The organism is Streptomyces sp. NBC_00539 (genome assembly GCF_036346105.1).
Lineage (GTDB): Bacteria > Actinomycetota > Actinomycetes > Streptomycetales > Streptomycetaceae > Streptomyces.
The window spans coordinates 1,071,746-1,097,564 of record NZ_CP107811.1 but is presented as its reverse complement, the minus strand read 5'-3'; the positions used below and the strand labels follow the sequence as shown (position 1 = coordinate 1,097,564).

At 72.7% G+C, this 25,819-nt stretch carries 18 protein-coding genes and 2 pseudogenes; 11 read left to right on the top strand and 9 right to left on the bottom strand.

The genetic code is table 11. From position 1 onward, the window contains the following. Positions 1 to 8: 8 nt before the first annotated feature. Complete coding sequence (locus tag OG861_RS04860) at positions 9 to 1,409, bottom strand: hypothetical protein (RefSeq protein WP_329200156.1); 1,401 nt, start codon at positions 1,407 to 1,409, stop codon at positions 9 to 11. A gap of 553 nt (positions 1,410 to 1,962) precedes the next feature. On the opposite strand from OG861_RS04860, the gene OG861_RS04855 reads away from it, so the two are divergent. From OG861_RS04855 to OG861_RS04825, 7 genes and pseudogenes are all read left to right on the top strand, one after another. Then, complete coding sequence (locus tag OG861_RS04855) at positions 1,963 to 9,402, top strand: SDR family NAD(P)-dependent oxidoreductase (RefSeq protein WP_330261318.1); 7,440 nt, start codon at positions 1,963 to 1,965, stop codon at positions 9,400 to 9,402. Positions 9,403 to 9,451: 49 nt separating this feature from the next. Further along, a complete protein-coding gene (locus OG861_RS04850; RefSeq protein ID WP_329200160.1) occupies positions 9,452 to 10,045 on the top strand; it encodes a hypothetical protein in 594 nt (197 codons plus the stop codon). A 31-nt stretch (positions 10,046 to 10,076) separates the two neighbouring features. Further along, a complete protein-coding gene (locus OG861_RS04845; protein ID WP_329200161.1) occupies positions 10,077 to 11,123 on the top strand; it encodes an MMPL family transporter in 1,047 nt (348 codons plus the stop codon). Between the two features lie 700 nt (positions 11,124 to 11,823). After that, positions 11,824 to 11,985 (top strand): annotated as a pseudogene (locus OG861_RS04840) (pirin family protein); the annotation flags it as partial. Between the two features lie 425 nt (positions 11,986 to 12,410). Further along, complete coding sequence (locus tag OG861_RS04835) at positions 12,411 to 12,686, top strand: hypothetical protein (RefSeq protein WP_329200162.1); 276 nt, start codon at positions 12,411 to 12,413, stop codon at positions 12,684 to 12,686. Between the two features lie 259 nt (positions 12,687 to 12,945). After that, a complete protein-coding gene (locus tag OG861_RS04830; protein WP_329200164.1) occupies positions 12,946 to 13,152 on the top strand; it encodes a hypothetical protein in 207 nt (68 codons plus the stop codon). A gap of 495 nt (positions 13,153 to 13,647) precedes the next feature. After that, positions 13,648 to 15,120, top strand: coding sequence for a sialidase family protein (locus OG861_RS04825; RefSeq protein WP_330261317.1), 1,473 nt, complete (start codon positions 13,648 to 13,650; stop codon positions 15,118 to 15,120). A gap of 116 nt (positions 15,121 to 15,236) precedes the next feature. Here the strand turns inward: OG861_RS04825 and OG861_RS04820 are convergent, their stop codons facing one another. Together OG861_RS04820 and OG861_RS04815 are read right to left on the bottom strand one after the other, a co-directional pair. Beyond that, positions 15,237 to 15,446 (bottom strand): hypothetical protein, encoded by a 210-nt coding sequence (locus OG861_RS04820; protein WP_329200168.1) that lies wholly within the window; start codon positions 15,444 to 15,446, stop codon positions 15,237 to 15,239. A 218-nt stretch (positions 15,447 to 15,664) separates the two neighbouring features. Beyond that, positions 15,665 to 16,462, bottom strand: coding sequence for a VOC family protein (locus tag OG861_RS04815; RefSeq protein WP_330261316.1), 798 nt, complete (start codon positions 16,460 to 16,462; stop codon positions 15,665 to 15,667). A gap of 254 nt (positions 16,463 to 16,716) precedes the next feature. On the opposite strand from OG861_RS04815, the gene OG861_RS04810 reads away from it, so the two are divergent. After that, positions 16,717 to 17,136, top strand: coding sequence for a TOBE domain-containing protein (locus tag OG861_RS04810; RefSeq protein ID WP_329200171.1), 420 nt, complete (start codon positions 16,717 to 16,719; stop codon positions 17,134 to 17,136). Positions 17,137 to 17,200: 64 nt separating this feature from the next. Here the strand turns inward: OG861_RS04810 and OG861_RS04805 are convergent. Continuing rightward, positions 17,201 to 17,822, bottom strand: a pseudogene (locus OG861_RS04805) (GNAT family N-acetyltransferase). Between the two features lie 386 nt (positions 17,823 to 18,208). Between OG861_RS04805 and OG861_RS04800 the strand changes: the two are divergent. Further along, complete coding sequence (locus tag OG861_RS04800) at positions 18,209 to 19,729, top strand: serine hydrolase (RefSeq protein WP_330261315.1); 1,521 nt, start codon at positions 18,209 to 18,211, stop codon at positions 19,727 to 19,729. A 19-nt stretch (positions 19,730 to 19,748) separates the two neighbouring features. Here OG861_RS04800 and OG861_RS04795 read toward each other — a convergent pair whose 3' ends face one another. Then, positions 19,749 to 20,219, bottom strand: coding sequence for a hypothetical protein (locus tag OG861_RS04795; protein WP_329200177.1), 471 nt, complete (start codon positions 20,217 to 20,219; stop codon positions 19,749 to 19,751). Between the two features lie 207 nt (positions 20,220 to 20,426). Between OG861_RS04795 and OG861_RS04790 the strand changes: the two genes are divergently transcribed. Beyond that, positions 20,427 to 21,266, top strand: coding sequence for a class I SAM-dependent methyltransferase (locus tag OG861_RS04790; protein ID WP_330261314.1), 840 nt, complete (start codon positions 20,427 to 20,429; stop codon positions 21,264 to 21,266). Here OG861_RS04790 and OG861_RS04785 read toward each other — a convergent pair. Next, positions 21,179 to 22,066, bottom strand: coding sequence for a serine/threonine-protein kinase (locus OG861_RS04785; protein WP_329200180.1), 888 nt, complete (start codon positions 22,064 to 22,066; stop codon positions 21,179 to 21,181). The two genes, OG861_RS04790 and OG861_RS04785, sit on opposite strands and share 88 nt — an antisense overlap. A gap of 180 nt (positions 22,067 to 22,246) precedes the next feature. On the opposite strand from OG861_RS04785, the gene OG861_RS04780 reads away from it, so the two are divergent. Next, on the top strand, positions 22,247 to 22,870 hold the full coding sequence (locus OG861_RS04780; protein WP_329200182.1) for a hypothetical protein: 624 nt from the start codon (positions 22,247 to 22,249) through the stop codon (positions 22,868 to 22,870). Positions 22,871 to 22,904: 34 nt separating this feature from the next. Here the strand turns inward: OG861_RS04780 and OG861_RS04775 are convergent, their stop codons facing one another. The 3 genes from OG861_RS04775 to OG861_RS04765 all read right to left on the bottom strand — a co-directional run bounded on the left by OG861_RS04775 (position 22,905) and on the right by OG861_RS04765 (position 25,793). Further along, a complete protein-coding gene (locus OG861_RS04775) occupies positions 22,905 to 23,258 on the bottom strand; it encodes a hypothetical protein (protein ID WP_330261313.1) in 354 nt (117 codons plus the stop codon). 133 nt (positions 23,259 to 23,391) lie between these two features. Beyond that, complete coding sequence (locus tag OG861_RS04770; RefSeq protein ID WP_329200186.1) at positions 23,392 to 24,660, bottom strand: MFS transporter; 1,269 nt, start codon at positions 24,658 to 24,660, stop codon at positions 23,392 to 23,394. 65 nt (positions 24,661 to 24,725) lie between these two features. Further along, positions 24,726 to 25,793, bottom strand: a complete 1,068-nt coding sequence (locus tag OG861_RS04765) for an amino acid kinase family protein (protein ID WP_329200188.1) — start codon at positions 25,791 to 25,793, stop codon at positions 24,726 to 24,728. Between the last annotated feature and the right edge of the window lie 26 nt (positions 25,794 to 25,819).

Genomic DNA, 25,819 nt, shown 5'->3' with positions numbered 1-25,819 from the left:
GCTTCGGCTCATACCGGCTGGGGGACGTCGTCGGGCGTGAACCGCACCGTTGTGCCGTACAGGTCGAGCAGGCCCTGGAAGGGCTGGGAGTGCAGGCCGGGCTTCCACAGTTCGACGGCCATCTCGCCGTGGTACAGCAGGGGCCAGCGGACGTAGGTGCGCGAATCGTCCGGGTCGTTGACCGCGTGGGAGCGGCGGACGGTGTTGCGGGCGATCTCGACGGTCAGGTCCGTGCCGCAGCCGAATCCGTAGGGGAACTGCTCGCGGTCCGCTTCCACGGTCTCGATCACCGCGTCGTCGCTGGAGGTCACGCCGACGTGGGCGTGGATGCCGGCCCTGATGAGGGGAACCTCGCGTTCCCCGTGCGGGTCCGGCACCCACACGCCGTCCGCGTCCTTGGTGACGCGGACGGTCGGGCAGGCCTCCATCAGGGCGCAGATCTCCCACGTCTCGACCGAGGGCTGCATCGGCAGCACGCCGCTCGGCGCCAAGACGCGCAGGCGTCGACCGCCGGCCAGGCGCGGTTCGACGGCGACGACCTGGTCGCGCGTCAGGGACCGCTTGTCGACGTCCCAGGAGCCGGAAGCGCTGACCACCAGGCAGTCGAGGTCTGGGTCGAAGGCGAACAGCATGCCCTCGCTGAAGCCCCGCACCCCCATATAGATCTCGTACATGTCGGCCAGCTGCTCCGAGACGAAGTCGGACACCTTCAACGGCGGGGACAGCAGGCCCAGCTCGCCCATCCTGCGGCCCGCGATAGCCAGCTGCTCGGGTGTGGTGCTGGCCTGCCACGCCTCGGTGGTGATGGCGTCGCGGACGGTGTCGTAGTCCTCGGCGACCTGCTGGGCGCACGCCGCGGTGACCAGCCGATCGCGCATGCGGTCGGCGATGTCGTCCACCTCGGTGGGGTGGCCGCCCTCCATGTTGCAGAAGGTAACCTCCCGGACCTGGCCGGAAGTCTCACCTCGCGACACGAACAGGACCTTGGCCGCGCCCAGCCGGCCCATGGCCGTGCGTGCGGTGGCGACGACCTCGGCATGGGGCAGCGCACTGAGCAGTTCCGGCACTTCGACCACGGCGACGACGTGGCGCGGGTTGCGGCGAAGCCCGTGGCGCTGGCGCAGCATCGCGCTCAGCGGCGGGTACCCCTCGGGGATCCGCTCCCGCAGAGGCTCGGGCCCGTCCGGGACCTCCCCGCACATGAGCACCAGGTCGACATCGCCATGGGAGCGGTCGAAGACTGTGTGGCCCTGCACCTCGAACGAGGCGAGCAGACGGTCCAGGAACGCCCGCAGCGCCGGCTGCCCGGCCGGCACTTCCCCGATCACCTGCACGGTGCACGGACGCCACCAGTCGCATGCTGTCAGGTCGGTGCGGACGGTGGGTGCGGCAACCTGTGAACTGCTCATGGCCTACCTTCCGGAAAAGTCGTCGTGGCCGCGTTGGGGTGGGCCTTCGTCGGCACGGTTGCGCCCGGCCGCGCGGGAGTCGCGACGGCGACACGGATCCGCCTGCCTGCGGATGCGAAGGTGGCGGGCCCTGGGGGCGGGTATCGGGACGACGGCGACCCTACCGGCGGCCGCTGGACCGGTGGCTTGCCGCTTCCCTTCCGGGGGCCGACGCGCGGCAGGTTGACGCCTTTCCACCTCCCGATTCGGCATGTCCGCAGGTGGATACCGGTGGAGGCGCTACGCAGGTTCACCCGCAGTGGTGAATACGCCAGGGCAGGCACGGGCGCTGGCTGGCTGAAGTACCCCTCGATGCGCGCTGAGATCACCCCTCGCGTTCCCCTGAACGGAGCAACGCGTGAAAGGGCCGTGCCACCGCTCCGTAAGATCGCGGATGCTTCGGCGACGGAAACACACCGCCGGACCGCCATCACCTCTAGCGCCGACGCTGCCCCCTCTTGTGCACTGGGAGAACTCTGTGACCGTCGCCCCCGCAAACCCCGACAGGCAGGCCGTGGCGATCGTAGGTCTCTCCTGCCGATTGCCGGGCGGTATCTCCGGATTGGACGGCCTGTGGGAGGCGCTGCGGGAGGGACGCGACCTGGTGGGCGAGGTACCGCCCGACCGTTTCGATCCCGAACGGTTCGTCGACACCAAGCGGCGCAAGAGCAACAAGAGCTACACGGCCGCAGGAGGGTTCCTGGAGGACGTGACCGGTTTCGACACCGGCTACTTCCAGCGGATCTCGCCGCGCGAGGCGGCGCGCATGGATCCGCAGCACCGGCTGCTGCTGGAGATGGCGGTCGAGGCCCTGGACGACGCCGGCATCGACCAGGTCGCGACCGCCGGCTCCGACACGGCGGTGTTCGTCGGCATGTCGAGCCACGACTACGCCGACCTGCAAGCATCCGGCGCGGACGCCCCCAACGCGTACACGATGGCTGGTCTCGCGGCCACCAACGCCGCCAACCGCATCTCCCACCTGCTCGACTGGCACGGGCCGAGCATGACGGTGGACACCGCCTGCTCGTCGGCGCTGACCGCCCTGCACCAGGCCTGCGAGACCCTGCGGGCGGGCCGGACTCGCATGGCGCTGGCCGGCGGAGTGAGCGTCCTGCTCAGCCCCTTCGGCTTCACCGGGTTCTCCGCCGCCTCCATGCTGTCGCCCACCGGCCGTTGCCGGGTTTTCTCAGCTGAGGCCGACGGCTACGTGCGCGCCGAAGGCGGCGGCGTGGTGGCGCTCAAGCTGCTGACCGACGCCCTCGCGGACGGCGACCGCATCCACGGGGTGATCCTGGCGAGCGGCGTGAACAGCGACGGCAGTACCACCGGGCTGGCCCTTCCCAGTGCCGAGGCACAGGCGGTGCTCCTGGAGCAGGTCTACGCCCAGGCCCGCGTGACGGCCGACGACCTCTCGTACTTCGAAGCCCATGGCACCGGCACCCCGGTGGGCGACCCGATCGAGTGTGACGCCATCGGCCGGGCCTTGGGCGCCCGCCGCACGGTCGCGCCCCTGCCGATCGGATCGGTCAAGAGCAACACCGGCCACCTGGAGGCCGCCTCCGGTATGGCCGGGCTGCTCAAGGCCCTGCTCGTCCTGCGCCACCGCCACATCCCGGCAACCCTGCACGCCCAGCCGCTGAGCCCCCACATCGACTTCCACGGCTGGAAACTCGACCCCTGCACCGAGGACAGGCCCCTGGACAAGCAGCGGCCGGTGGTCGGCGTCAATTCCTTTGGCTTCGGCGGCTCCAACGCACACGCCGTCCTCGCCGCCGCGCCGTCGGCTCCCGCGCCCGGCGCACCCGTGCTGCAACACGGCGGCCTGCTTCCGGTGGTGGTCTCGGCCCGTACCCCCGAGGCGCTGGAAGCCGCGGCCGCCGGCATGGCCCAGCGGCTGCGAGAGGAGGGCCCGGAGGGCTTCTACGACGCCGCGTGGACAGCCGCACGCCGCCGCACCCTTCACCCGCACCGGGCCGTCGCCCTCGCCTCCGACGCCCAGCAGGCGGCCGAAGCACTGGAGGCCGTCGGTCAGGGCGCACACCCGCTGCCCGCCGCCACCGCCACCGGACAGGCGGTCACGGACGGCCGGGTGGTGTTCGCCTTCAGCGGTAACGGCTCCCAGTGGGCCGGCATGGGCGCGGACCTGTTGCGCGAGGAGCCGGTCTTCCGCGCCGCGCTCACCCGGGTCGACGACGCACTCAAGCCCCACCTGGGCTGGTCGGTGCGCGAGGAGATGGCCGGAGCCGACCCCGCTCGCATCCTGGCAACCGAGGTCGCCCAGCCGCTGCTGTTCGCCTTCCAGATCGGCCTGGTGGAACTGCTCAAGGCCCGCGGTATCCGCCCGGCCGCCGTCCTGGGCCACAGTGTCGGCGAGATCGCCGCCGCCCACGTCGCCGGCGCCCTCGACCTGCCCACCGCCGCTCGCGTGGTCGCCGAACGCAGCCGTGCGCAGGCAGCCACCCGCGGCCAGGGACGCATGGCCGCGATCGGCCTGTCCGCGGAGGAAGCGGCCAAGGAACTCGCCCCCTATGCCGGCACCCTGGAGATCGCCGCCGTCAACGGTGACCAGGACGTCACCGTGTGCGGCCCCGAGGAAGAACTCCGCGCCCTGGGCCGTGACCTGGACCTGCGTGCGGTGTTCTTCCGCATGCTAGAGCTGGACTACGCCTTCCACAGCCGCGCCATGGACGCCATCCAGGGCGCCCTGCTCGACTCCTTGGAGGGGCTGCGCCCCGCCGCCACCGGCATCCCGTTCGTCTCGACGGTCACCGGCACCACCTGCCCGGGCGAGGACCTCGGAGCCGGTTACTGGTGGCGCAACGTCCGCGAACCCGTCCTGTTTGGACCGGCGCTGCACACCCTGCTCGACGACGGCTACGACACCTTCGTCGACATCGGCCCCCACCCCGTCCTGCGGCCCTACCTCCGCAAGGCCACCAAAGACCTGGAACGGCCGGCTCTGATCGCGGGGACCTGCGCCCGGGCGGTGCCCGGGCCTGCCGCCGTCGACACCGCGGCCGCTCAGCTGCTGGCCGCCGGCGCCCGCGCCCACTGGGACGCCTTCTTCCCCCACCCCGGCCGGACCGCGGACCTCCCCGCCTACCCCTGGCAGCGCGAACGGCACTGGCGTGGCGACCCCCAGTGGTGGCTGCGCGTCACCGGCGAGACCACTCCCGTCCAGCACCCGTTGCTGGGGGCGCGCGTCTCCGTTCAGCACCCTGCCTGGTCCAACCTGGTGGAGCCGACCCGGCTGCCCTGGTTGACCGACCACCAGGTCGCAGGCGCCGTCGTCATGCCCGCCACCGCCTACCTGGAGATGGCGCTCGCCGCCGGCCGGCTCGTCCACGACGCCCCGGTCGAGGTCAACCACCTCCTCATCACCCGCGCCCTCGACCTGCCCTGGGACGACGACACCACCGACCTCCGCGTGCAGGTCTCCCTCCACGAGCCCGACCAGGCCCTGGAGATCGCCGCCCGCACCGGCGACGACCTTCCTTGGCAGCCGTACGCCCGCGCCCGTGTACGGCGCTTGCTGGCCTCCGCACCGGCGTCCGTCGACCTCACCGCCCTGCGCGGGCGTCTGCACACCCGGCTGGACGCCGCCGAGCACTACGCCCGCGCCCGGCGCGCCGGCCTCGCCTACGGCCCCGCCTTCAAGGTCCTCACCGACCTTCGCCTGGGGGAGGGCGAAGTTCTCGGCTCCTACACCCTGACGGAGCCCGCCGACGGCTACCACGTCCATCCCGCGCTGCTCGACGGAGCCCTGCAGGCGGGTGGCTGCCTGACCACCGTCGACGGCGAGTACCTGCCGTTCCTTCCGGTCGCCGTCGAAGCACTGCGCCTGTGGCACACCCCGCCGCAGACGGGGCTGATCCACGTGCGCCTGCGCGAGAGCAGCCCCCAGGAACTGTGCTGGGACATCACCCTGTCCGACACCGAGGGCCAGGTATACCTCGAACTTACCGGCTGTCGGCTGCGCCGCATGGGCAACACCCCCACCGAACCCGTACAGCATCTCGTCAACGTACTGCGCGCCGCCCCCAGCGCCACCACCCCCGCACAGCCCGCGCCGCTGCCCTCGCCCACCACCCTGGTCCAGGCGTGCCTGCCCCACCGCGACCGCCTGGAGCATGCCTGGCGCACAGAGGGCCACGGAGTCGGACTGCAACGCCTTCGCGAGTGCTGCTCCCGTCTGACCGCCGACGCGTTCGCCCAGCTGCTGCCCCCGGGGCAAGTCGAGTTCGACACCGGTGACCTGGTGGCGGGCGGCACGCGGCCCCAGCACGCCCGGCTGGCCGAGTTGCTCGCCCACGCCACCCGCGGCCTGGTGCGCCAGACCCGGCCGGCCCAAGAGGACCGCCCCGCCCGCTGGCACCTCCCCGAGACGGACGGCCCCCCGCCGCTGGAGCTGTACCAGCAGCTCGTACGGGACTTCCCCCACCAAGCAGTGGAGATCGCCCTGTTCGGCCGGTGCTGTCTGCATCTGGCCGACGTCCTGCGCGGCAAGCGCGATCCGCTGACGCTGCTCTTCGACGAACCCGACCGCCACCTGATCGAGTACTTCTACAGCGACGCGGTCCAGCCCCGCTTCCACAACCAACTGCTCCGCGCCCTGGTGCGCGAGCAGGTCCGCACCTGGCCGTCCGACCGGCCGCTGCGGATCCTGGAGGTCGGCGCCGGTACCGGCAGCAGCACGGCCCTGCTGCTGCCCCACCTCCCGGCCGAACGAACCACCTACACCTTCACCGATCTGTCGGCCGGGTTCTTCCCCCACGCCAAGGCCCGCTTCGCAGACTTCGACTTCGTCGACTACCGGACCCTCGACCTCAACCAGGACCCCGCCGAGCAAGGCTTCACCGAAGCGTCCTTCGACGTGGTCATCGCCACCAACGTCCTGCACGCCACCCGAGACCTGCGCGCGACCCTCGCCCGTATCACCCATCTCCTCGCCGACGGCGGGCAGCTCCTCGCCCACGAGACCCACGAACCCGGCTTGCTGGCACCCTGCTTCGGAACCCTCGACGGCTTCTGGGACTTCACCGACACCGCACTCCGGCAGGACTCCCCGCTGCTGCCCGCAGACGCCTGGCAACCGCTGCTGCGCGACTGCGGTTTCGACGAGGTCGCCCAGCTCGGACACGACGAGCCCCTGCCCGATCTCGAGTACTCCGTCCTCTGCGCCCGCCGCACCGAACGGGCCGCCGCCGGCCCCGCCCCCGTGTTGCCGCCGGCCGTCCAGGACACCCGTTGGCTGCTCGCCGGCGAGAGCCCGGACAGCGACTTGATGCGCACCCTCGCCGACGCCCTCACCGGCACGGGCGCCGACGTCCACCTCGCCGGGCTGGACGACGCCCCCCAGCACTGGGACCGGCTCGCGGTCGATCAACAACCGCCGAACACCGTTCTGCTCTTCGACGCCGCGCAGTCCGGCGCCGGCCCCTCCCAGGCATCCGAGCAGGCCGTCACCCGTCTGGGCGCGCTACGGGCCCTAGCCGGTCCCGCCTCGCACCTGCCGGCTGGATCCATCACCAACCTGTGGATCATCACGCGCCCCAGCGGCATCCACTCCGCTCCCGAACAGCCCCAGGTTCCCCAGGACGCAGTGCTGTGGGGCGCCACCCGCTCCCTCGCCAACGAGATCCCCCACCTCACCATCCGGCGCATCTCCCTGGACGCCGGACCCCGCCCCACGGACGACGCCCGGCGCCTGGCTGCCGAACTGCTCCACCCCACCGACGAGGACGAGGTCGTCCTCACCCGCGGCGGACGCTTCGTCCCCCGCACCGTCGCCCTACGCACGGCCACCGACACCCACGACGCCCCCGCCCCGGTGCCCTTCACCCTGCGCCTGCACGACGCAGGCCTGCACCCCCGGCTCACCTGGGCACCCGACCACCCGCAGCGGCCCGCCGACGACGAGGTCACCATCGCCGTCGAAGCGGCCGCGCTCAACTACCGCGACGTCATGCTCGCCGTCGGTCTCCTGCCGCCGGGAGCGGAGACACCGCTGCCGGACGGCCCTGCCCTGGGCCTCGAATGCGCCGGCACGGTCATCTCCGCCGGTCGTACCGTCACCCACCTCGCACCGGGCGACCGCGTCTACGCCCTCGCACCCCGCAGCCTCAGTTCCCAGGTGACCGTCAACGCCCGCCTCGTCGGCCCCATCCCCACCGGCATGACGTTCGCCGAAGCCGCCACCCTGCCCGTGGTCTACTTCACCGTCCACCACGCTCTCGAACGCCTCGCCCACCTCCAGGCAGGCGAGACCGTCCTCATTCACGGCGCCGCCGGCGGCATCGGGCTGGCCGCCCTCCAATTCGCCCAGGCACGAGGTGCCACCGTCATCGCCACCGCCGGCACCCCCGCCAAGCGCGACCTGCTGCGCATGCTCGGCGTCCCCCACGTCCTCGATTCACGCACCCTGGCCTTCGCCGAACAGGTCCGTGACCTCACCGGAGGGCAGGGCGTCGACGTCGTCCTCAACTCCCTCGCGGGCGAGGCCATCGGCCGCAGTCTGGAACTGCTGCGGCCCGGCGGGCGCTTCGTGGAGCTCGGAAAGCGCGACATCTACGCGTCCACCCCCCTGGCCCTCCGGCCCTTCGGCAACAACATCGCCTTCTTCGGTGTCGATGCGCACCAGCTCATCTCCAGCCGCCTGCCCCAGGCCGGCACCTGTTTCGATGAGATGGCACAACGGATCACTGACGGCACCTACGGACCACTGCTGCACCTGGCCTACCCCGCCGCCCGGATCGGCGAGGCCCTGCGAGCCCTGCAACGCTCCCGCCACCTCGGCAAGGTCGTCATCACCTTCGAGGAGCCGCCGCCCCTCGACAGGACCCACCCGCCCCTGCGGCTGTCCCCGGACGCCACCTACCTGATCACCGGCGGACTCAGCGGCCTCGGAGCCGCTCTCGCACACCGCCTCGTCGACCACGGTGCCCGCCACCTCGCCCTCCTGGGCCGCAGGGGCGCCGACACCCCCGGCGCCGCCGACCTCATCCAGGCCTTGGCCGACCGCGGCGCCCAAGCAACCGCCCACACGGCCGACGTCACACGGGAAGCCGACCTACGCCGGGTGCTGGACGCCGTCGACGCCGGACCCCACCCGTTGCGCGGAGTGATCCACGCCGCGATGGCCCTGGACGACGCAGCGCTCGCCGAACTCACCGACGAGCGCATCCGCACCGCCCTGGAGCCCAAGATGCTCGGCGCGGCACACCTGGACTCCCTCACACGCGGCCGCGACCTCGACTTCTTCGCTGCCTGCTCCTCGGTCACCACCTGGTTCGGCAACGCCTACCAGGCCAATTACACCGCCGCCAACGGCTACCTCGAAGCGCTCAGCCGCAACCGGCGCGGCACCGGGCTGCCCGGTACGACCGTGGCCTGGGGCGCCATCGGCGACACCGGCTACGCAGCCCGCCACGGCATCACCGACATGCTCGCCCGCCTCGGCCTGGACAACCTCACACCCGCCGAAGCCTGCACCGCCCTCGAAGACGCCATCGCCCGGGACACCGACGTCAGCGCCGCCGCCAGGATCGACTGGGCCCGCATCCGCAGCATGATGCCGGCCGTGCAGACCCCCCGGCTGGCCGGTCTCATCCCCGCCCACACTCCCCAGGACGACGGCCCCGACCACCTGCGCCACCGTCTCGCCACCGCCACCACCGACGAGGCCGTCACCCTGGCGGCCGACGCCATCACCCAGGTCCTCGCCGACATCCTGCAGACCGACCCCGCCCGACTCGACCGCGACCGCCGTCTGGACCAACTCGGGCTGGACTCCCTCATGGCCGTCGAGGCCGTCATCGCCGCTCGCCGTCGACTGGGCTGCGAACTGCCGACGCTGGAGTTCCTCAACGCCCGGGGCATCACCGACCTCGCAAGGCGCGCCTTGATCCGCCTCGGTTACGAGGCACCCAGCCAGACCCCGCCCACCCGCTGATCCCGCCGACGTGCCTGCCCGTCCCCGCCCCATGCAGGAGCCACCCGTGATGTGCGAGCAGTCCCAGCAGTCCGGCCGTTCGCACACTCCGGGCCTCCTCGCCGCGCTGGCCCGCTGGGCCGTGCGCCGCAACCGGCTGGTTCTGGCCGCTGCCGCGCTGCTCGTCGTCGCGGGCCTCTTGTCCAGTGGCGTCTCCGCGCACCTCGGCGCCGGTGGCTGGATCGCCGAAGACACCCCGTCGGCCCGTGTGCGCAGCATGCTCGGCCAGTCGCGCCACGGCGGCATGCCACCTCTCCTGCTTCTCGCCCGCATCACCGGCTCCGTCGACGACGCCGCAGCGCGCAGCGCCGGCACCCGGCTCGTCGAGGACCTGCGGCAGGAACCGGGTGTCACCGCCGTCGACTCGTACTGGACGGGCCCACTCGGCCAGGCCACCAAGGACCGGCCGTCGCCTCCGCCCGACCCGCTGCTCCGTTCCAGCGACGGCCGTACGGCCCTCATCGCCCTGTGGCTCGAGGCGGACGAGCGCACCCAGCTCAACGTCGCGGAACGTGTGCTCGCCCGGGCCACCGGGCCCAACAGCCCACTGGAGACCCAGGCCGCAGGTCAGGCCGCCGTCGCGCGCGCGGCAACTCCACAGTGAGCGGGACTTGCTGAGCACGGAGCTGTTGGTCATGCCCGCCACCCTCATGCTGCTGCTCCTGGTGTTCGGCAGCATCCCGGCAGCGTTCCTGCCGCTGGCCGTCGGCGCCGTCGCGGTGACCGGCACCACCGCGATCCTGCGCGCCCTTGTCATCGTCACCCCAGTGTCCGCTTTCGCCCTCAGCCTCACTACGGCCGTCGGCCTCGCCCTGGCCGTCGACTACAGCCTGTTCTTCGTCGCCCGGTACCGCGAGGAGACCGCCTCCGGCGTGTCGCACGATCAGGCCCTGATCCGCGCCACCTGCACAGCCGGGCGGACCGTCGTCGTCTCGGCGGGCATCGTCGCCGCCGCTCTGCTGGGCCTCCTCGTGTTCCCGCTTACCCTCATCCGCTCCTTGGCCATCGCGGGCATCAGCGTCGTCCTGCTGGCCGCGATCGCGTCTCTCCTGATCATTCCAGCCGCTCTGGCCTGCTTCGGTGAACGCCTGGCGAGCCGCGACATCCTGGCCCGCCGACGCCGCTCCGCCCGATCCGCAGCCCGATGGCTCACACTGGCCACCGCCGTCATGCGCCGCCCCGTCACCGTCTTCGCCCTCACCAGCGCGCTGCTGCTCCTGCTCGCCCTGCCCTTCCGCGACGCCGTCTTCAGCCTCAGCGACGAGCGGGCCCTGCCCGCCGACTCGTCGATTGCCAGGGACATGCAGGACCTGCGCACCGACTTCCCGCAGGTGGGGGCGGAGGTCGATGTCGTCCTGCCCTACTGGCACCCCGCCGGCCGTGACGGCGCCGCCCGTCTTGACGCCTACGCCCGCCGGCTCTCCGGTCCTACAGGGGTACAGGGACTGCGCACCGCCACCGGCACCTACCTGAACGGGAAACCGGTCGGCCCGCTCTGCGTACCCTCTTCCGACCCGGCCCCGAAGGGCCCGTGCCACAGGGCTGCGGCAGTTCACCCTGCCGACAGGCACCTGGCTGGCCATCGGCTCGAAGCCCGCCCCTACAGTCCCCAGCGCATCGACCTGCTGCACAGCATTCGCACTCAGCCGGGCCCCACCTCCGCGCCGTCACGCTGGACCTGATGGGATCGGACGTTCCGCTCGACGAGGGGAGTCGTCAACTCCCTGGCCGGAGCCACCGGGAATCGGGGCGAGGTACCAGTCGCGGTTCCGGTGAGGGTCAGAGGGTAGGTGCCGGTTGCGGTGAGCGCGGACAGGTCCACAGTGTGCATGCAAGCGCTAGTTCCAACTCGTCGTGCGGGGGCCGAGCCGACCCGTCAGAACAGCGCGGTGCTAACCGTCGAATACCATGAAACCCGCGTCCCGCCAGTGAATCCTCCGCTCCCAACACGACAGCGACCTTCGTCTCGCCCGCTCCATAAACGGCCTGGTCGACGCGGACGACCACATCGCCCGGCCCGCGCCCAGCTGTGAGAGCGGTCGGATCCCAGCCAGCGAAGGTGGTTACGACAAACACGGCGGCAGCTGAGAGGGCCACCGTGCGAACATGACGAATGAGCACGGGCCCGACTCTGGCAGGCGCCAAGCGAGGAGAGTTGAACGCCGCTCCGACCGGCCCGCACATTCCGGCCGCGCCTCCCGTTCCCGGGTGGACCGCAGAGGACAAACACACAATTCGCTTCATCGGGCGACCGGAATCCAGTGCTCGCAGAAACGAATTCCCCGGGTCGAGGCCACCAGAAGGGTGCTCCGATGCTGACTTTTGCTGACTTTAAGGGACGGGTGACGCCCTGACCTGGGAAAACATGCTGTGATCCGATGGTTCTGGAACTGGATCGGCCGCTCGCACGAAGAAATCGTGCAGGCCCGCGACGACTGGATGAACGGGTCGCGGTTCGGCGAGGTAAAGGGCTATGACGGCCCCCCGATCCCGGCCCCGGCGCTCCCTGCGACCCACCTCAAGCCCAGGGGAAGAACGCGCTGAACTGCTCGGCGAAGTACCGCACCGTGTCGGCGCGTTCGGGGCGAGTGCGGCGGTGATCGTGTCCGCGCCCTGGGCCGGGCCGCGGGCCCAAGACCGCGATCTCCCGCGCCTTCCCGCCGGCGGATCCGCGGTCGGGGCCGCGCTCGGCGCCGGCGTCCGACGGCAGGGGCAGCAGGGAGCGCAAAGCGGCGGCGTCCACCCGGCCGACGAGGCCGGGGGGCGTGCCCAGGACGGCCGGGGGAGAGGGTGCGACGCTGGAGTGAGGGGTCCGTGAGTGGAAGCCCTGGGCCCTTTGCGCCGGCCCGGTGGCCAGGTCCCGGTGCGGCTCGGGGGATGTGAGCGGGCGCCAGCAGGCGGCCCTACCGCGTGGGTCCGGGCCACCGGGACCAGGACCGCGCGACCGACCCGGAAGGCAGGTGCGTCCCATGCGCACGTCGACCCGTATCGCCGGTGCCCTCGCCGGCCTGACCCTCACCGTCGGTGGTGCGGTCCTCGCCGCTCCCGCGGCCCGGGCGGACATCCCCGCCTGCGCGAGGATGGCCGAACTGGCCGGCGCCACCGATTCCGCCTCGGTCACAGCGGCCTGTAGCCGCGGCGTGTCCGGTGACCTCCAGGGTTGCGTGACCGGGCTGACGGGGGCCGGAGTGGCGGGCGGCGCCGCGACCGGTGCCTGCCGGGCCGCGGCCCACGAACCACGTTAGCGAACCGCGGGGCACCCGACCGCCGTCACCGACGCGCACGCGGGCCGCCGTCACCGACGCGCACGCGGCGTACCGGTGCGGGCGGTCGAGGCCGGCCGGCGACGTCATGCTCCGTGCCCGGGCAGTCACCGACCGAGCCCGGCGCCCAGGCCCGCCGCGCGGGCCCCACGCGGAGCGCCCATGCTGAGTACGAGGGCGCCGTCGTCTTGAGACTCCTCCTTCCCGAGGGCCGAACGAAGGCGCCTGAGAGGAGGAAGTCATGCGCGTACGAAGGATCCTGGGCCTCGCCCTGGCCGCGGCGACCCTGGCCGGCATGAGCGCAGTCGGCGCCGTCGGCGCCGCGGCCGCCTCGTCTGTGAACATCTCCAGAGACGACTGCACGGCCGCCGGCGGACAGCTGGTTTCACGCCCCTACGCCGGCGACTACTGCGCCCTGCCTGACGGGACCACGGTGGCGATCACTTGACCGGTCGGCGCACGGCTGGGCAACCAGTCAAGGCGGTTTCGCCCGTCGCGACGCGTGGCGAATGACGGCACCCGGTGCCCCGTCGGGCGGATCGCCCGTGTCGAAGTGGCCCTTGCCGAAGCCCCGACGCATCCCGGCCGTGGAAGAGGTCCATCAGGCCAACCCGCTGTGCCAACCCCTTTGAGACGAGGCGGGCCCCGTCGGCAACCGCCACCCGGCATGCGGCCCACGACCCGCTCGGGAGTCCACGAGACGACGACGTAACAGCACGACCGAGGAGCCGACCGGCACCGCACCCGCCGGTCGGCTCCCCCGTGTTCCTCCACGCACCCGGGACGACTCCCTCGTTCGGCCCCTCAAGGGCGCCGGCAGCTACGCCGAAAAGGATCAAGCGGAGTCGCCCCACCCTCGCGTTCCGGTATCCCTCCGCGCCCCAGGCCGCCCTGATGCCGGCGGTCCCGTACCCCGGCCGCCAGGCCCGGAGGAGATCCCCGCATGCGCGTCCGCCTGCCCCTGACCGCCGTCACCACCGCCGCTCTCCTGCTCGTCACGGTCACCGGCGCGACTCCCGCCGCAGCAGACCGGAACCCCGATGGCCGACCACTGGTCAAGGTGTCGCAGGGTGACCCGTACGCGCAATGCACCATCGGAGCGAGGTCCCCCGACAGCGTCGTCTACCCGGGCACCGAGGTCGAGCCGTACCTCGCCGTCGATCCGCGCGACCCCAGGCGCGTCGTCACCGTGTTCCAGCAGGACCGCTGGAACGACGGCGGCGCCCGCGGCCTGGCGGCCGGCTGGACCACGGACGGCCACACCTTCCACCGGAGCACGCTGCCGTTCAGCCTGTGCGCCCCCGGCGGCGCGGACTACGAAAGGGCCACCGACCCGTGGGTGAGCACCGGACCGGACGGCACGGTCTACGCAGGCGGGGAGGGCGTCGACTTCACGAAGAGCACGCGCAGCGCCCTCCTGACAGTCACGTCCCGTGACGGCGGCCGCACTTGGCAGAACCTCACCACCACGCACGTCGACGAGCAGCCGTTCTTCAACGACAAGCCCTCACTCACCGCCGACCCGGTCCGCAAGGGCACCGCCTACCAGGTCTGGGACCGCCTCGACAACGACCCGCCCGGACCCAGCTCCCTCGACGGCCCCGGATACATCTCCCTCACCCGTGACGGCGGCCGGACTTGGAGCAAGGCCCGGCCGTTCGTCGACACCAGCGCCGTGCCCAACACCCAGACCATCGGCCATCTGATCGTCGCCGACCGGCGCACGGGCACCCTGTACGACTTCTTCGACACGATCACCTTCGCCGACGACCTGACCACCGTCCTCGATGCCCATTACGCCATGGTCACCTCGACGGACGCCGGAGAGACCTGGAGCACGCCGGTCACCGTGGCACGGGATACCGCCGTACCGGAGGTCGACCCGAACGATCCCACCAAGCTGCTGCGCGCCTCGTCCACCCTGCCCAGCCCGGCCGTCGACCCCAGGACGGGCACGCTCTACATGGCCTACGAGGGCGCAGACTTCTCCGCCGGCGAGTTCGACTCCATCCAGCTGGTGCGCTCCACCGACGGCGGACGCACCTGGGGGAGCCCCGAGCTGATCAGCCCCGACGGAGTGCCGGCCTTCTCCCCGTCGATCGCGGTCGACGAGCGGGGCACGGTCGCGCTCACCTACTACGACTTGCGCTTCCTCGAGCCGGGCGACACCACCACCCTGCCCACCGCCTACCAGCTGGCGACGCTGCCGCACGGGGACCCGGAGCTGCAGGCCGAACGACGTATCTCGCGGGTCTTCGACTGGTTGCAGGCGCCGTTCGCCGGAGGCTACTTCCTCGGCGACTACCAAGGCCTGGTTGCGGACGGCAAGGGAGTACGGGCGGTGCTCACCGAGACCCACTCCGGCGCACCACGGAACCGGACGGACGTCTACACCGCCACTTTCCGCACCCGCTGACCGGAGCGGGCGCCGCCGTCGGGTGAGCCGGGTCTCCTCCAGGCCAGACCCCGGCGGTTCGCCGCGCCCGCGCGGGAGCGCCCCGCGGCACGCGGCTGCGGGGCGCCTTGGAGGGATCAGTCGACCTTCTGCCCGTCGTACGTACCGCCCTTGCAGACGTTGTCCGTCAGGTCGGGCGTTCCGCCGCCCTGCTTGCACTGGGAAGGCGTGACGTCGGACGAGACACCCTGTGCGGTGGCGGCGGAGGCGGTGGCGGCGCCTGTGAGGCCGAGTCCGGCGAGGGCTGCCGTGGTGACGACGGCGGCGAGTATTCGTCGAAGGCGCATGTGGTTCCCCTTTCACGGATTGCATCTGTTGGGGCACTAGCCAGCTTGATCTTCACCCATGTGGGTGGCACGTCATGTTGGGCCATTCGGGTGACAGTGCCGTGTGAGGACGTGCCCCGTGAACCGAGCTCTGATCAGCGCATGCGCGGCCGTGGGGTCAGTCGTGGCCGGGGGAGTGTCGCCCTCGCACGTGGGCGGTGGCCACCGGCCCGGACGGATCAGCCGCGGGGTGGGGTGAGCAGGACGAAGTCGGCGTTCGACGGGTCCAGGCAGACGGCGAGCCGGCCGACGCCTTCCGCGTCCTGCGGTCCCATCTGCACGCTGCCGCCGTTCGCGGTGACTTCGGCCACCGCCGCGTCGCAGTCGGTGACGGCGAAGACGGGGTGCCAGTACGGCCGTCCGTCCGTGAGGGTCAGGTGCTCCGCGGGCAGCTGCATCAGGCCGCCGTGCATGCGCTCCTCGGGAAGCCCCGCGGGGGTGATGAGGGTGTAGGTGCCCCCGCCGCCGGGCAGCTCCGTGTCGCTGAACTGCCAGCCGAAGACGCCGCCGTAGAACTCCTTGGCGGCCGCGGCGTCGCTCGTGTACAGCTCCGTCCAGGACAGCGAACCCGGTTCGTCCACCAACTCGACGCCGGAGTTTTTCCCCGGCTGCCAGACGGCGAACTGTCCACCGAGCGGGTCGCTGTACTGCGCCATCCGGCCCCACTCGCCGAGATCCCTCGGGGCCACCCGGACCGTGCCGCCCGCGCGCTCCACCGCCTGGGTCGTGGCGTCGGCGTCGGTGACGCCGAAGTAGATCATCCAGGCCGGGCGGGCGCCCTCCTCGGTGAGCTTGCCGAGTCCGGCGACGACCTTCCCGTCCTTCCGGAAGATCCCGCCCTCCATGTCCTGCCCGTCGCCCATGGACTCGTACTCCCATCCGAGCACGGAGCCGTAGAAGGCCGCGGTGGCCCGGACGTCGGGGGTGCCGAGGTCGAGCCAACAGGGGGAGCCGGGGGCGAAGTCACTGGTGATCATGGCGATTGCCTTCCGCAGGTCCTGTGTCACCTCAGCCTGGCACCGGAGGCCCGCGGTAGCGCGCCGATACGACCTGGTCGCGCGTCGACATGACCTGAATGTACGCGCCGTACGGGCTTGCGCGCAGCGCAGCAGACGCGGGGTCAGACGGGTTGGTGCGGTACCGCACACGAGGCGCGCAGGGCAGTAGCGTCGGGCGATGAGCAGGACCACGAACGGCCCTGCCTCCCCCGAGCCTTGTGAGGCGTTTTCGCATGAGCCTGAGCATCCGCAACCAGATCCCCGGCACCATCACCTCCGTTACGGCCGGCGAAGCCATGGCGACCGTGAAGGTCCGTCTGGCCGGAGGCCAGGACATCACGGCCGCCATCACCGCGGACGCCGTCAAGGAGCTCGGCTTCACCGAGGGCTCCGCCGTCAACGCGCTCGTGAAGTCCACCGAGGTGGCCCTCGCGACCGGCCCCGTCGCGGGCGTCTCGATCCGCAACCAGATCCCGGGCACCGTCACCGACGTCGCCACCGGAGGCGCCATGGGCTCGGTCAAGGTGTCCGTCGAGGGCGGCGAGCTGACCGCCGCGATCACCAAGGACGCCGTGGAGGCGCTGGGCCTGGCCGCCGGCTCCTCCGTGGTCGCCCTGATCAAGTCGACGGAGATCTCCCTCGCGTCCGCCTGATCCCGCAGGTCCCCACCGGGGCCCCACCGGCCGGTGCGGGGCCCTCGGGCGTGCGGTGAGCGGCTCAGGCGGCGTCGGCCGGGCGGCCCGGCTCGCGCCACATGCCCCACAGCACCGGGCCGCCGCCCGGGAGCTGCACCTCCTTGCGCACGGCGAAGCCGAAGTGCTCGTAGAAGGGCAGGTTCTCCGGCTTGGAGGACTCCAGGTACGCCGGCAGGCCCGCCGCATCGGCCTTGGCCAGGCCCGAGCGCAGCAGGGCCGCGCCGTGGCCCTGGCCCCTGGGCGGCCGGGTCGGCGCCGATCAGCGCCAGGTACCAGTGCGGCTCCTGGGGGGTGTGCTGGGCGGCCTCGCCGACGGCGTCCCGGAACAGCGGGGCGCGGCCTCCGAGGATGTCCATCAGCTGCCGGATGGTCTCCGCGTCGGGCACGGCCTTGGCCTGCGCCTGCGGCGGCACCCAGAACGCGGCCGAGGCCCCGGTGCGCTCGCAGACCCCGTGGAGGGCGTACTGGCGGGTGAAGAGGGTGCTGAAGTAGCGGGCGAGCGTCGCCCCGCGCGAGGCGGAGTCGGGGAAGAACCAGCGCATCATCGGGTCGTCGTCGAAGGCACGGGCCAGCGTGGCACTGATCAGCGGTGCGTCGGCGAGCGTTGCCGTTTTCGGGGTGTTTGTCATCGACATACGGGTCATTCTGTATGCCGGGTTCCGGGGGTGAGCGGGCGGGGTGCGGTGGGCGGCCCGAGGCAAAGCGCGCCGTGGACGGCGGGAGTTGGGCAGGCGGCTCGAGGAACTCACGATGGCTGAGCCGGGAGGTGCGCCCCTTGGACGCCCTCCGTACGGGCGCGGCGGAGCTCTTGATGCCGCCCTGAGGCCCGTGAGCCCCGGGGGCCTGCGCCGACGGGGCCCGAACCGCCGGGGTCCGGGCCGAGGGGGCCTGCGTCGGCCGGGCCGTGCCCTGTCTGCCGGATCGGGCCCCGGTCCACCGGGGCGGCGGGGCCGCGAGCGCGGTCCCGCCGCGTTTTCCCTGCCCCGGCCCTCCCCGGGCGCCCGACCCGGGACCGGCGTTCAATGGACGTATGCGACGCGACAGCAAGCGCATCGGGCTGACCGTGGCCGCCGGGCTCGCCCTGGCCGCGGGGACCCTCGCCGCCGCACCGCCGCCGAGCCCCGGCGGCTTCGACCTGACGAGGGCCCTGGACGCGCTGGACCCGCAGGTGCAGGACGGCATGCGGCGCACCGGGGTGCCCGGCGTCTCGGTGGCCGTGGTCCACGAGGACAAGGTCGTCTACCTCAAGGGCTTCGGCGTCCGCAGCACCGCCTCGCCGGGCGGGAAGGTCGGTCCTGACACCGTCTTCCAGCTCGCCTCGGTCTCCAAGCCGGTGGCCTCCACCGTGCTGGCACAGGCCCTCGGCGCCGACGGCTTCGACGACCCGCTCAAGGGCATCACCCTCAAGGACCCCTGGGTCAGCTCGCACGTCACCGCGGCCGACCTGCTCTCGCACCGCTCCGGCCTGCCCGACCACTCGGGCGACCTCCTGGAGGACCTGGGCTACGACCAGGCGTACGTCCTGTCCCACCTGCGCTACGAGCCCCTCAGCCCGTTCCGCACCAGCTACGCGTACACCAACTTCGGCTTCACCGCGGCCGCCGAGGCCGTCGCCAAGGCCAAGGGCGTGCCCTGGGACAAGCTGTCCGAGGACCTGCTGTACAAGCCTGCCGGGATGACGCACACCAGCTCCCGCTTCAGCGACTACGAGAAGGCGGCCGACCGCGCCGTGACCCACGTCAAGACCGCGGACGGCACGTGGAAGCCGCGCTACGTCCGCGACGCCGACGCGCAGACCGCGGCCGGCGGCGTCAGCTCCAACGCCCGGGACATGGCCCGCTGGCTGCGCCTCCAGCTGGGCGACGGAAAGATCGACGGCCGGCAGGTCATCGACAGCGCGGGCCTGGCCGAGACCCACGTCCCGCACAGCATCAGCCGGCCGCCCGCCGAACCGAACACCCAGCCCGGCTTCTACGGCCTGGGCTGGAACGTGCGGTACGACGACCACGGCCGGCTGCGCCTGAGCCACGCCGGCGCCTTCGCACTCGGCGCCAACACCAACGTCACCCTGGTCCCCGCCCAGAAGCTCGCCATCGTGGTGCTCACCAACGGCGCCCCCACGGGCCTGCCCGACACCGTCGCCCTCGACTTCTTCGACACCGCCGAGTACGGCAAGCCCAGCCGGGACTGGCTGCCCGTGGTGGCCGAGGCCTACAAGCAGCAGCTCGGCGAGGGCCGTTCGAAGACGGACTTCGCCAAGCCGCCCGCCACCCCGGAGCCGGGCCGCGAGGACAGCGCGTACACCGGCACCTACACCAACCCGTTCTACGGGCGGGCCACCGTCACGGCCGGCCCGGGCGGCGGACTGGTCCTGCACCTGGGACCGAAGCCGATGGACTTCCCGCTCACCCACTACGACGGGAACACCTTCAGCTTCGAGACCACCGGCGAGAACGCCATGGGCCGCACCGGGGTGACCTTCACCGACGGCAGGATGCGGGTGGAGTATCTGGACGCCAATGGCCTCGGCACCTTCGAGAGGGGCGCCTAGGGCCGGCCCGGCCGCGGTGTCACGGACCCGTGAGCCGGTGGAGGCCCGAACAGTCGTAGCCGCCGCTCGGATCCGGGGCGTACAGCCAGTAGGTCGTCATCAGCAGCGCGAGCAGGAACAGCGGTGCGAGCAGTGCCGACACCGTCGCGCAGCGACCCTGCCACGTCGACCACGCCGCCGGTCCGAAGCGGTGCGCCGTGCGGCGCAGGACGGCGTACGCCAGGAGGGAGCCGAGGACACAGGCGAGCCCGCCCCACGAGGTGACGTACATCCGCGGGGAAGGGCCGAGGTAACGGCAGTTGCGGAACGTGTCGGAGTCGAAGGCTGTCCGCGCGACCAGCAGTCCGGCCGAGACCGCCCACAACAGCGGTGGCAGCAGCGCGCGTCGGCGCCAGGCGGCGGACACGGCACCGGAGCCCGTGGTCGCCGGCGCCGTCCTGCTGGTGGCCTGGCCGGGGTCGTGTCCGAGCCCCGTGCGTCCGAGCCCCATGTCGAAACCCCCGCCCGTAGATCCTCGTGTGCACGGGCGAGGGTATCCGGGCGCCGCGGCCCGCCCCTGCTGCGGGACCCCGCCGGGTGGCGGATACTGCCAGTGACGGGCCCCCGGGGGCAGTGCCGCCCGCCGGGTACGGGAGGCGGTGGGCGGCACTGCCCCCGGGGGCAGTGCCGCCCGCCGGGTACGGGAGGCGGTGGGCGAATGCATCCGAGTGACGGTGGAGCGCCCGCGGGCTCCTCGGCCTCCGGCCGGTACGGCGAGGCCGTGTTCCCGCCCGGGCGCGCCGGGGAGGACGAGCGCATCGACCTCGGGGCGCTCACCTACGACGACACCACCATCGCCCGGCTGCGGGAGCTGGGCGCGGGGCCCGGGTGGAGCTGCCTCGACGTGGGGGCGGGCACCGGGAGCGTGGCCCGCCGGCTGCTGGGGGAGCTCGGCGTCACGCGGGTGCTTGCCGTGGACCGCGACACCCGCTTCCTCGCCACCCACCCCGAGCCCGGTCTCGACGTCCTGGAGGCGGACCTCACCGACCCCGGGTTCGACCCCGGGCGGTTCCACCTGGTCCACGCCCGCTTCGTCCTGATGCACCTGCCGGCCCGGCAGAGGCTGATGGCGGCCCTCGCCGAGCTGCTCGTCCCCGGCGGGGTACTGGTCCTCAGCGACGCGTTCGACCCGGCCACCGACACCGCGCCGCCGAGCCCGTACACCCGGGCGGTGCAGGCCATGTGGCAGGGCCTGCACGACACGATCGGCACCGACGTCTCCTGGACGCCGCGCTACCCGCAGCTGCTGCAGGGGGTCGGGCTGGAGGCGGTGGCCGCCGAGATCCACGTCCCGCCGCTCGTGCCGGGCTCTGCCATCAGCCGTTTCTGGGCGCAAACGTGGGACCGGGCGAGGGAGGCGATGACGGCGACGGGGCTGGTGGACGAAGCGGACATCGACGCGGCGCTCCGCTACCTCGACTCTCCCGACTGCGCCGCCCTGTCCCCCGGCATGATCACGGCCTGGGGCCACCGCCCGGAACCCGCCCCCGGAACCTGAGGCCCGCCCCAGGCCTCCGCGAGCGCTTGCACCGAGGCCCACCTGCTCCCCGGCTCCGCCGCGGTGCCCCGCTCGACGACGGCCAGTCCATGGGCGCTGCCGCGCCACTGCGCCTCCTCGTCACCGGCGTCCAGAAGCAGCCGAAGCGCCCGGCTGAGGTTGAACACGGTGGTCCGGGAGTCGATCACCGCGCCCCGGACGAACTCCTCGGGCGCCATGTACCGCCGGGACCCGGGCAGCCGGTCGCCCTCGACGGTGAACGGCCCCGGCCGGTACTCGTCCAGGTCGCACAGCATCATGCGGTGCCCCTCGAAATCGTACAGCAGACAGCCGTCGTAGAAGTCGACCGCCACGAATCCGGCCCGCTCGACGGCGAGGTGGGCGCTCAGGACGGATGCCAGCGCCGCGTGAACCCGCGAGAGCGGCAGCTTCCTGAACCGGGCCATCGGACTCCCGGGCGTCGTCCGGCCGCCCTGGCGGGACAAGGTCGGGTGGTAGAGCACCTCGCCGCTCATCCACGGGTAGACGAGCACCGGGCCGGTGTCCGTCGTGAAGGAGTGCACCAGCGGCACGATGGCCGGATGGGAGACGGCCCGGTGGAACGCCATCGCCCTGCGCAGTGACGAGACGGCGTCCGGTGTCGAAGCGGTCTTCACGAACCAGCGGCCGCCGTCGGCCGCGAGCCCGTAGGAGGTGCAGCCCGAGTCCTGGTCGGCGAACGTCCGGAAGACGGTGCCCAGGCCGTCGAGGAGCGGCTCGATGGACGCGGTGTGCGTGACGTTCTGGAACGGGTGGGTCATCACTCCTCGATGGTGTCACGCACGCACGTGCCGACGCAGCGCACCCAACGCATTGGCCGGCCACGGCCGTTCCCCCGTAGCTGACCACGAAGGGGCGGGAATTGGCAACAGCTTGGCAAGAAATTGACAAGCTTGTCAGGGCCTTCCTATGCTCCGGGCCAAAGCACACAGGGGGCTGCCATGCAGATGAACTTCGCCGGTCAGGCGCAGATCCGCCAAGCCATTCACGGGGCGCGCAGCGAGGTGCTGCTGGCCGTGCCGGGGGAGGGGCCGCTGGAGGACCAGGTCGACCTCACGGCCGCGCACGGTCTGACCGGGAGCGCGGGAGTGAGCGTGAAGATGTACGTGCCGGCAGCCGCACGCGGAACCGAGAGGCTGCCGGAGCGCCAGTTGGCGGCCCTGGCGCGGCGGGGGGTGGAGATCCACTCCACGCCCGGCCGCAGCCCGCGCATGGTGATCATCGACCGGTCCGTGGTCGTCCTGGCGCGGAACGAGGAGGACTACAGCGAGGGCGCTCTCATCGGCCACAGCCTGCCCTTCACGCCGATGCTGGTGCACTCGCTGACGGCATTCGCCCCGGCCGGCCCCGAGGACAGGCGCGTGCCCGAAGAAGGGCTGACCGCGCTCGACCGGGAAGTGCTGCGGCAGCTCGCACTCGGCACCAAGGACGAGACCGCCGCCCGCGAGATGGGCCTGGCCCTGCGCACCTACCGGAGGATGGTGGCCCGGCTCATGGACTCGCTCGACGCCCGCAGCCGCTTCCAGGCCGGATACCTGGCGGGTCAGCGCGGCCTGCTCCAGTAGCCCGACGGGACTCGGCGCAGGCGGCGCCCGCCGGTCACAGGATCAGGCCCACCACGAGGAAGCCGCCCACGAGCGCGACCAGCGGGGCGACCGCCGGCTTGCGCCCGCCCCCCTCGCCCCGACCCGGCCACGCGCCGGCCACGGCGGCAGCGACCAGCCACGGACCGCAGAGCAGCGCGACGTGCGCGACCCCCAGCTGCAGGGGCCGGCCGGCCACGACCTGCCCGCCGCCGAAACCGGCGACGACGGCGGCGAAGACGTGGCCCGGCAACTCGCAACGCAGCCGGGGCAGGCCGGGCAGGGCGTCGCCGGCCGCCCACCACACCGCCACCAGCGCGGCGGCGAGGAGGGTGACCGCACCCGCGCACCCCCACGCGCCCCCGCTCATGTCGCTCGCGCCCCACTCCCGGCCCCACTCCCGGTGGCCGGGTCGATGCCCCGCGCGTGCAGCGCGACACACGTACCGCAGCACAGCAGCCCGGCCAGTCGCCGCCGCAGCCTGCGCGCCATCCTGAACGCGCTCACCCGGCCACCTCCGCCGGTTCGCCCTCGGGCTGCCGGGACCGGGCCGCCTCGGCCATCGCCCGCGCGACCTTGCGGTTCGAGGTCATCGTCAGACTGATCAGCGTGCTGGCCGCCAGGAATGCCGCGCCCACCAGGTACGGGGCACGCAGTCCCGCCACGCTCGCGAGCCAGCCGCCCAAGAGTGCACCGACCGGCGCGGCGCCCAACGACATCAGCCGCCCGGCCGCGGCGACCCGGCCCATGAGAGCGTCCGGAACGATCGACTGCCTCACCGTCGCGGACAGCACGATGGTGGCGCCGAGGGCCCCGGCCCGTGCGGCCATGGCGAAGCCCACCAGCCAGGGTCCGTCGGAGAGGCCGATCGTGGCCTGCGCCGCGGTCAGTACGCCCGCGGTGAGGATCAGGGCGCGTCCGGTGCCGAGGCGGTCGCTCAGCCAGCCGCACGCCATGCTGCCCAGGAATCCCCCGACGGCCTCGGAGGTGAGGAGGATGCCGTACCCCGTCGCTCCCAGGTGGAGCTTCTCCTGAGCGAACAGGACGAAGACCGCAGCGCCCGCGCTGAAGGCGAAGTTGCCGAGCGCCGGACGCAGCGACAGTCCGAGCAGCAGCGGGTCCCGCAGCAGGTACACCGCCCCCTCGCGCGCGTCCTTGAGGAGGGAGCGCTTGGGGGCCGGGGGCTTGGGCGGACCCGCCGGGAGGGAGCGGATCACCAGCGAACTGAGGAGGAACGACAGGGCGTCGGTGAGCAGCGGCACCGTGCGGCCCAGGTTGAACAGGGCGGCACCGGCCGGGGGACCGGCGAAGCCGTCGAGTACGTCCATGGTGCCGCGCAGCCGGGCATTGGCCCGCTTCAGCAGAGCGGGGTCGCGGTCCAGGACCTCGGGCAGGAACGCGGAGGCCGCGGTGTCGAAGAGGATCTGGCCGATCCCGAGCAGGAACGCGAGCGCGATCAGCAGCGGCACCCCCAGCCAGCCCGCCGCCGCGCCCGCGACCGCCGCCAGGAGCAGCGTGCCCCGGGCGGCGTCCGTGAGGTACATGGTGCGCCGCCGGTCCCAGCGGTCGACCAGTGCGCCGCCGATCAGGCCGAACAGGAGCCACGGGAGGAGGGCGGCCGCGGTGACGACGGACAGCAGGACGGGATCCTGTGTCAGGGTCGCGGCGAGCAGCGGCAGCGCGGTCAGGTAGACCCCGTCGCCGAAGGAGGACACGCCTGAGGCGAGCCACAGCCGGCGGAACGCCTTGGGCATGGGCGACGTGCTGGGCAAGCTGCACTCCATTCTTGGGGGCTGCGACGGACGGTCGGCCGAGGCCGACCCGCGTCGAGCAGGGATCAGGCGGTGGCCGGTCGGGCGAATGGCAGCAGCCGTACGCCCGTGTCCGCGGAGAAGAGGGTGCCCGGCGCGGGCCGGCCGGCCCGCCCCGGGCCGGGCCTGGACCGGCCGCGGGCGATGATGCGCCAGTCGCCGGTGATGGCGTCGACCACGCCGGGCCCACCAGGCGCACCAGGCCCACCGGGTGCACCGGTCGCGCCGGGCAGTGCGCCGGACGCCGGCCAGGACAGGGAACGCACCAGCTCTTCGGGATCCGGGTCCTCGGCGCGCACCCGTGGATGCACGAGCGTGCCTATGTCGTCTCCCTGTACGGCGCGTACGACGGCGTCCTCGGCGTCCGCCTCGACGATCACCACGGGCACCCCTGCCAGGGTGGCGAGCCAGGCGGCGCGCAGCACGGCGGGCATGCCGCCGCCCGGCCCGGGAACCCCCGCTCCGGCCGGCCGCCCGGCCCCCGGTGCGATGACGGCCACCTCCAGGCGCCGCCGGGCCCGGCCCCCACCGACGGCGCCCCGCTCCGGCGGAGCCGGCGCGTCGGTCAGGAGCAGCAGCCGAAGGGCCCGCAACGAGGCGGCGAGCAACGCGGCGAGCACCTCGTCGCCGTGGGCCGGGACGGCGTCGTTCTCGCTGACGACCGGCACCAGTCCGGCATCGAGCGCGGCCTGCAGGACGGACCGGACACCGCTTCGGTGTTCGGGCCCCGTCACGTCGGCCGCCGTCAGCAGGACGTGGGCCGCCACCAGCCCGCGCGCCTCCAGAGCAGCGCGGAACGCCTCGAACAGGGGCCCCCGCCCGACGGCCGCGGCGATCTGCCGGGCCGGTCCGGCGCCAAGGCCGACGGCCGGCCGGCCCGGACCCGTGGGGCCCCGACCCGTGGCCGCCAGCCGGGCGGCGCCGACCGCATCGGCGCCCGCGCTGACGATGACCGGCTGAATGCCCTGCGCACGCATCCGTACGACGTCATCGGCGAGGGCGGCGAACGCGGCCCCGTCGAGCTCCCCTCCCGGTGCGAGGCAGGAGGTCCCTACGCTGATGACGACACACTCCGGGCCGCTGCCGGGTGACATGGGTTCCCCTCTCTTGCCGGGTGCTC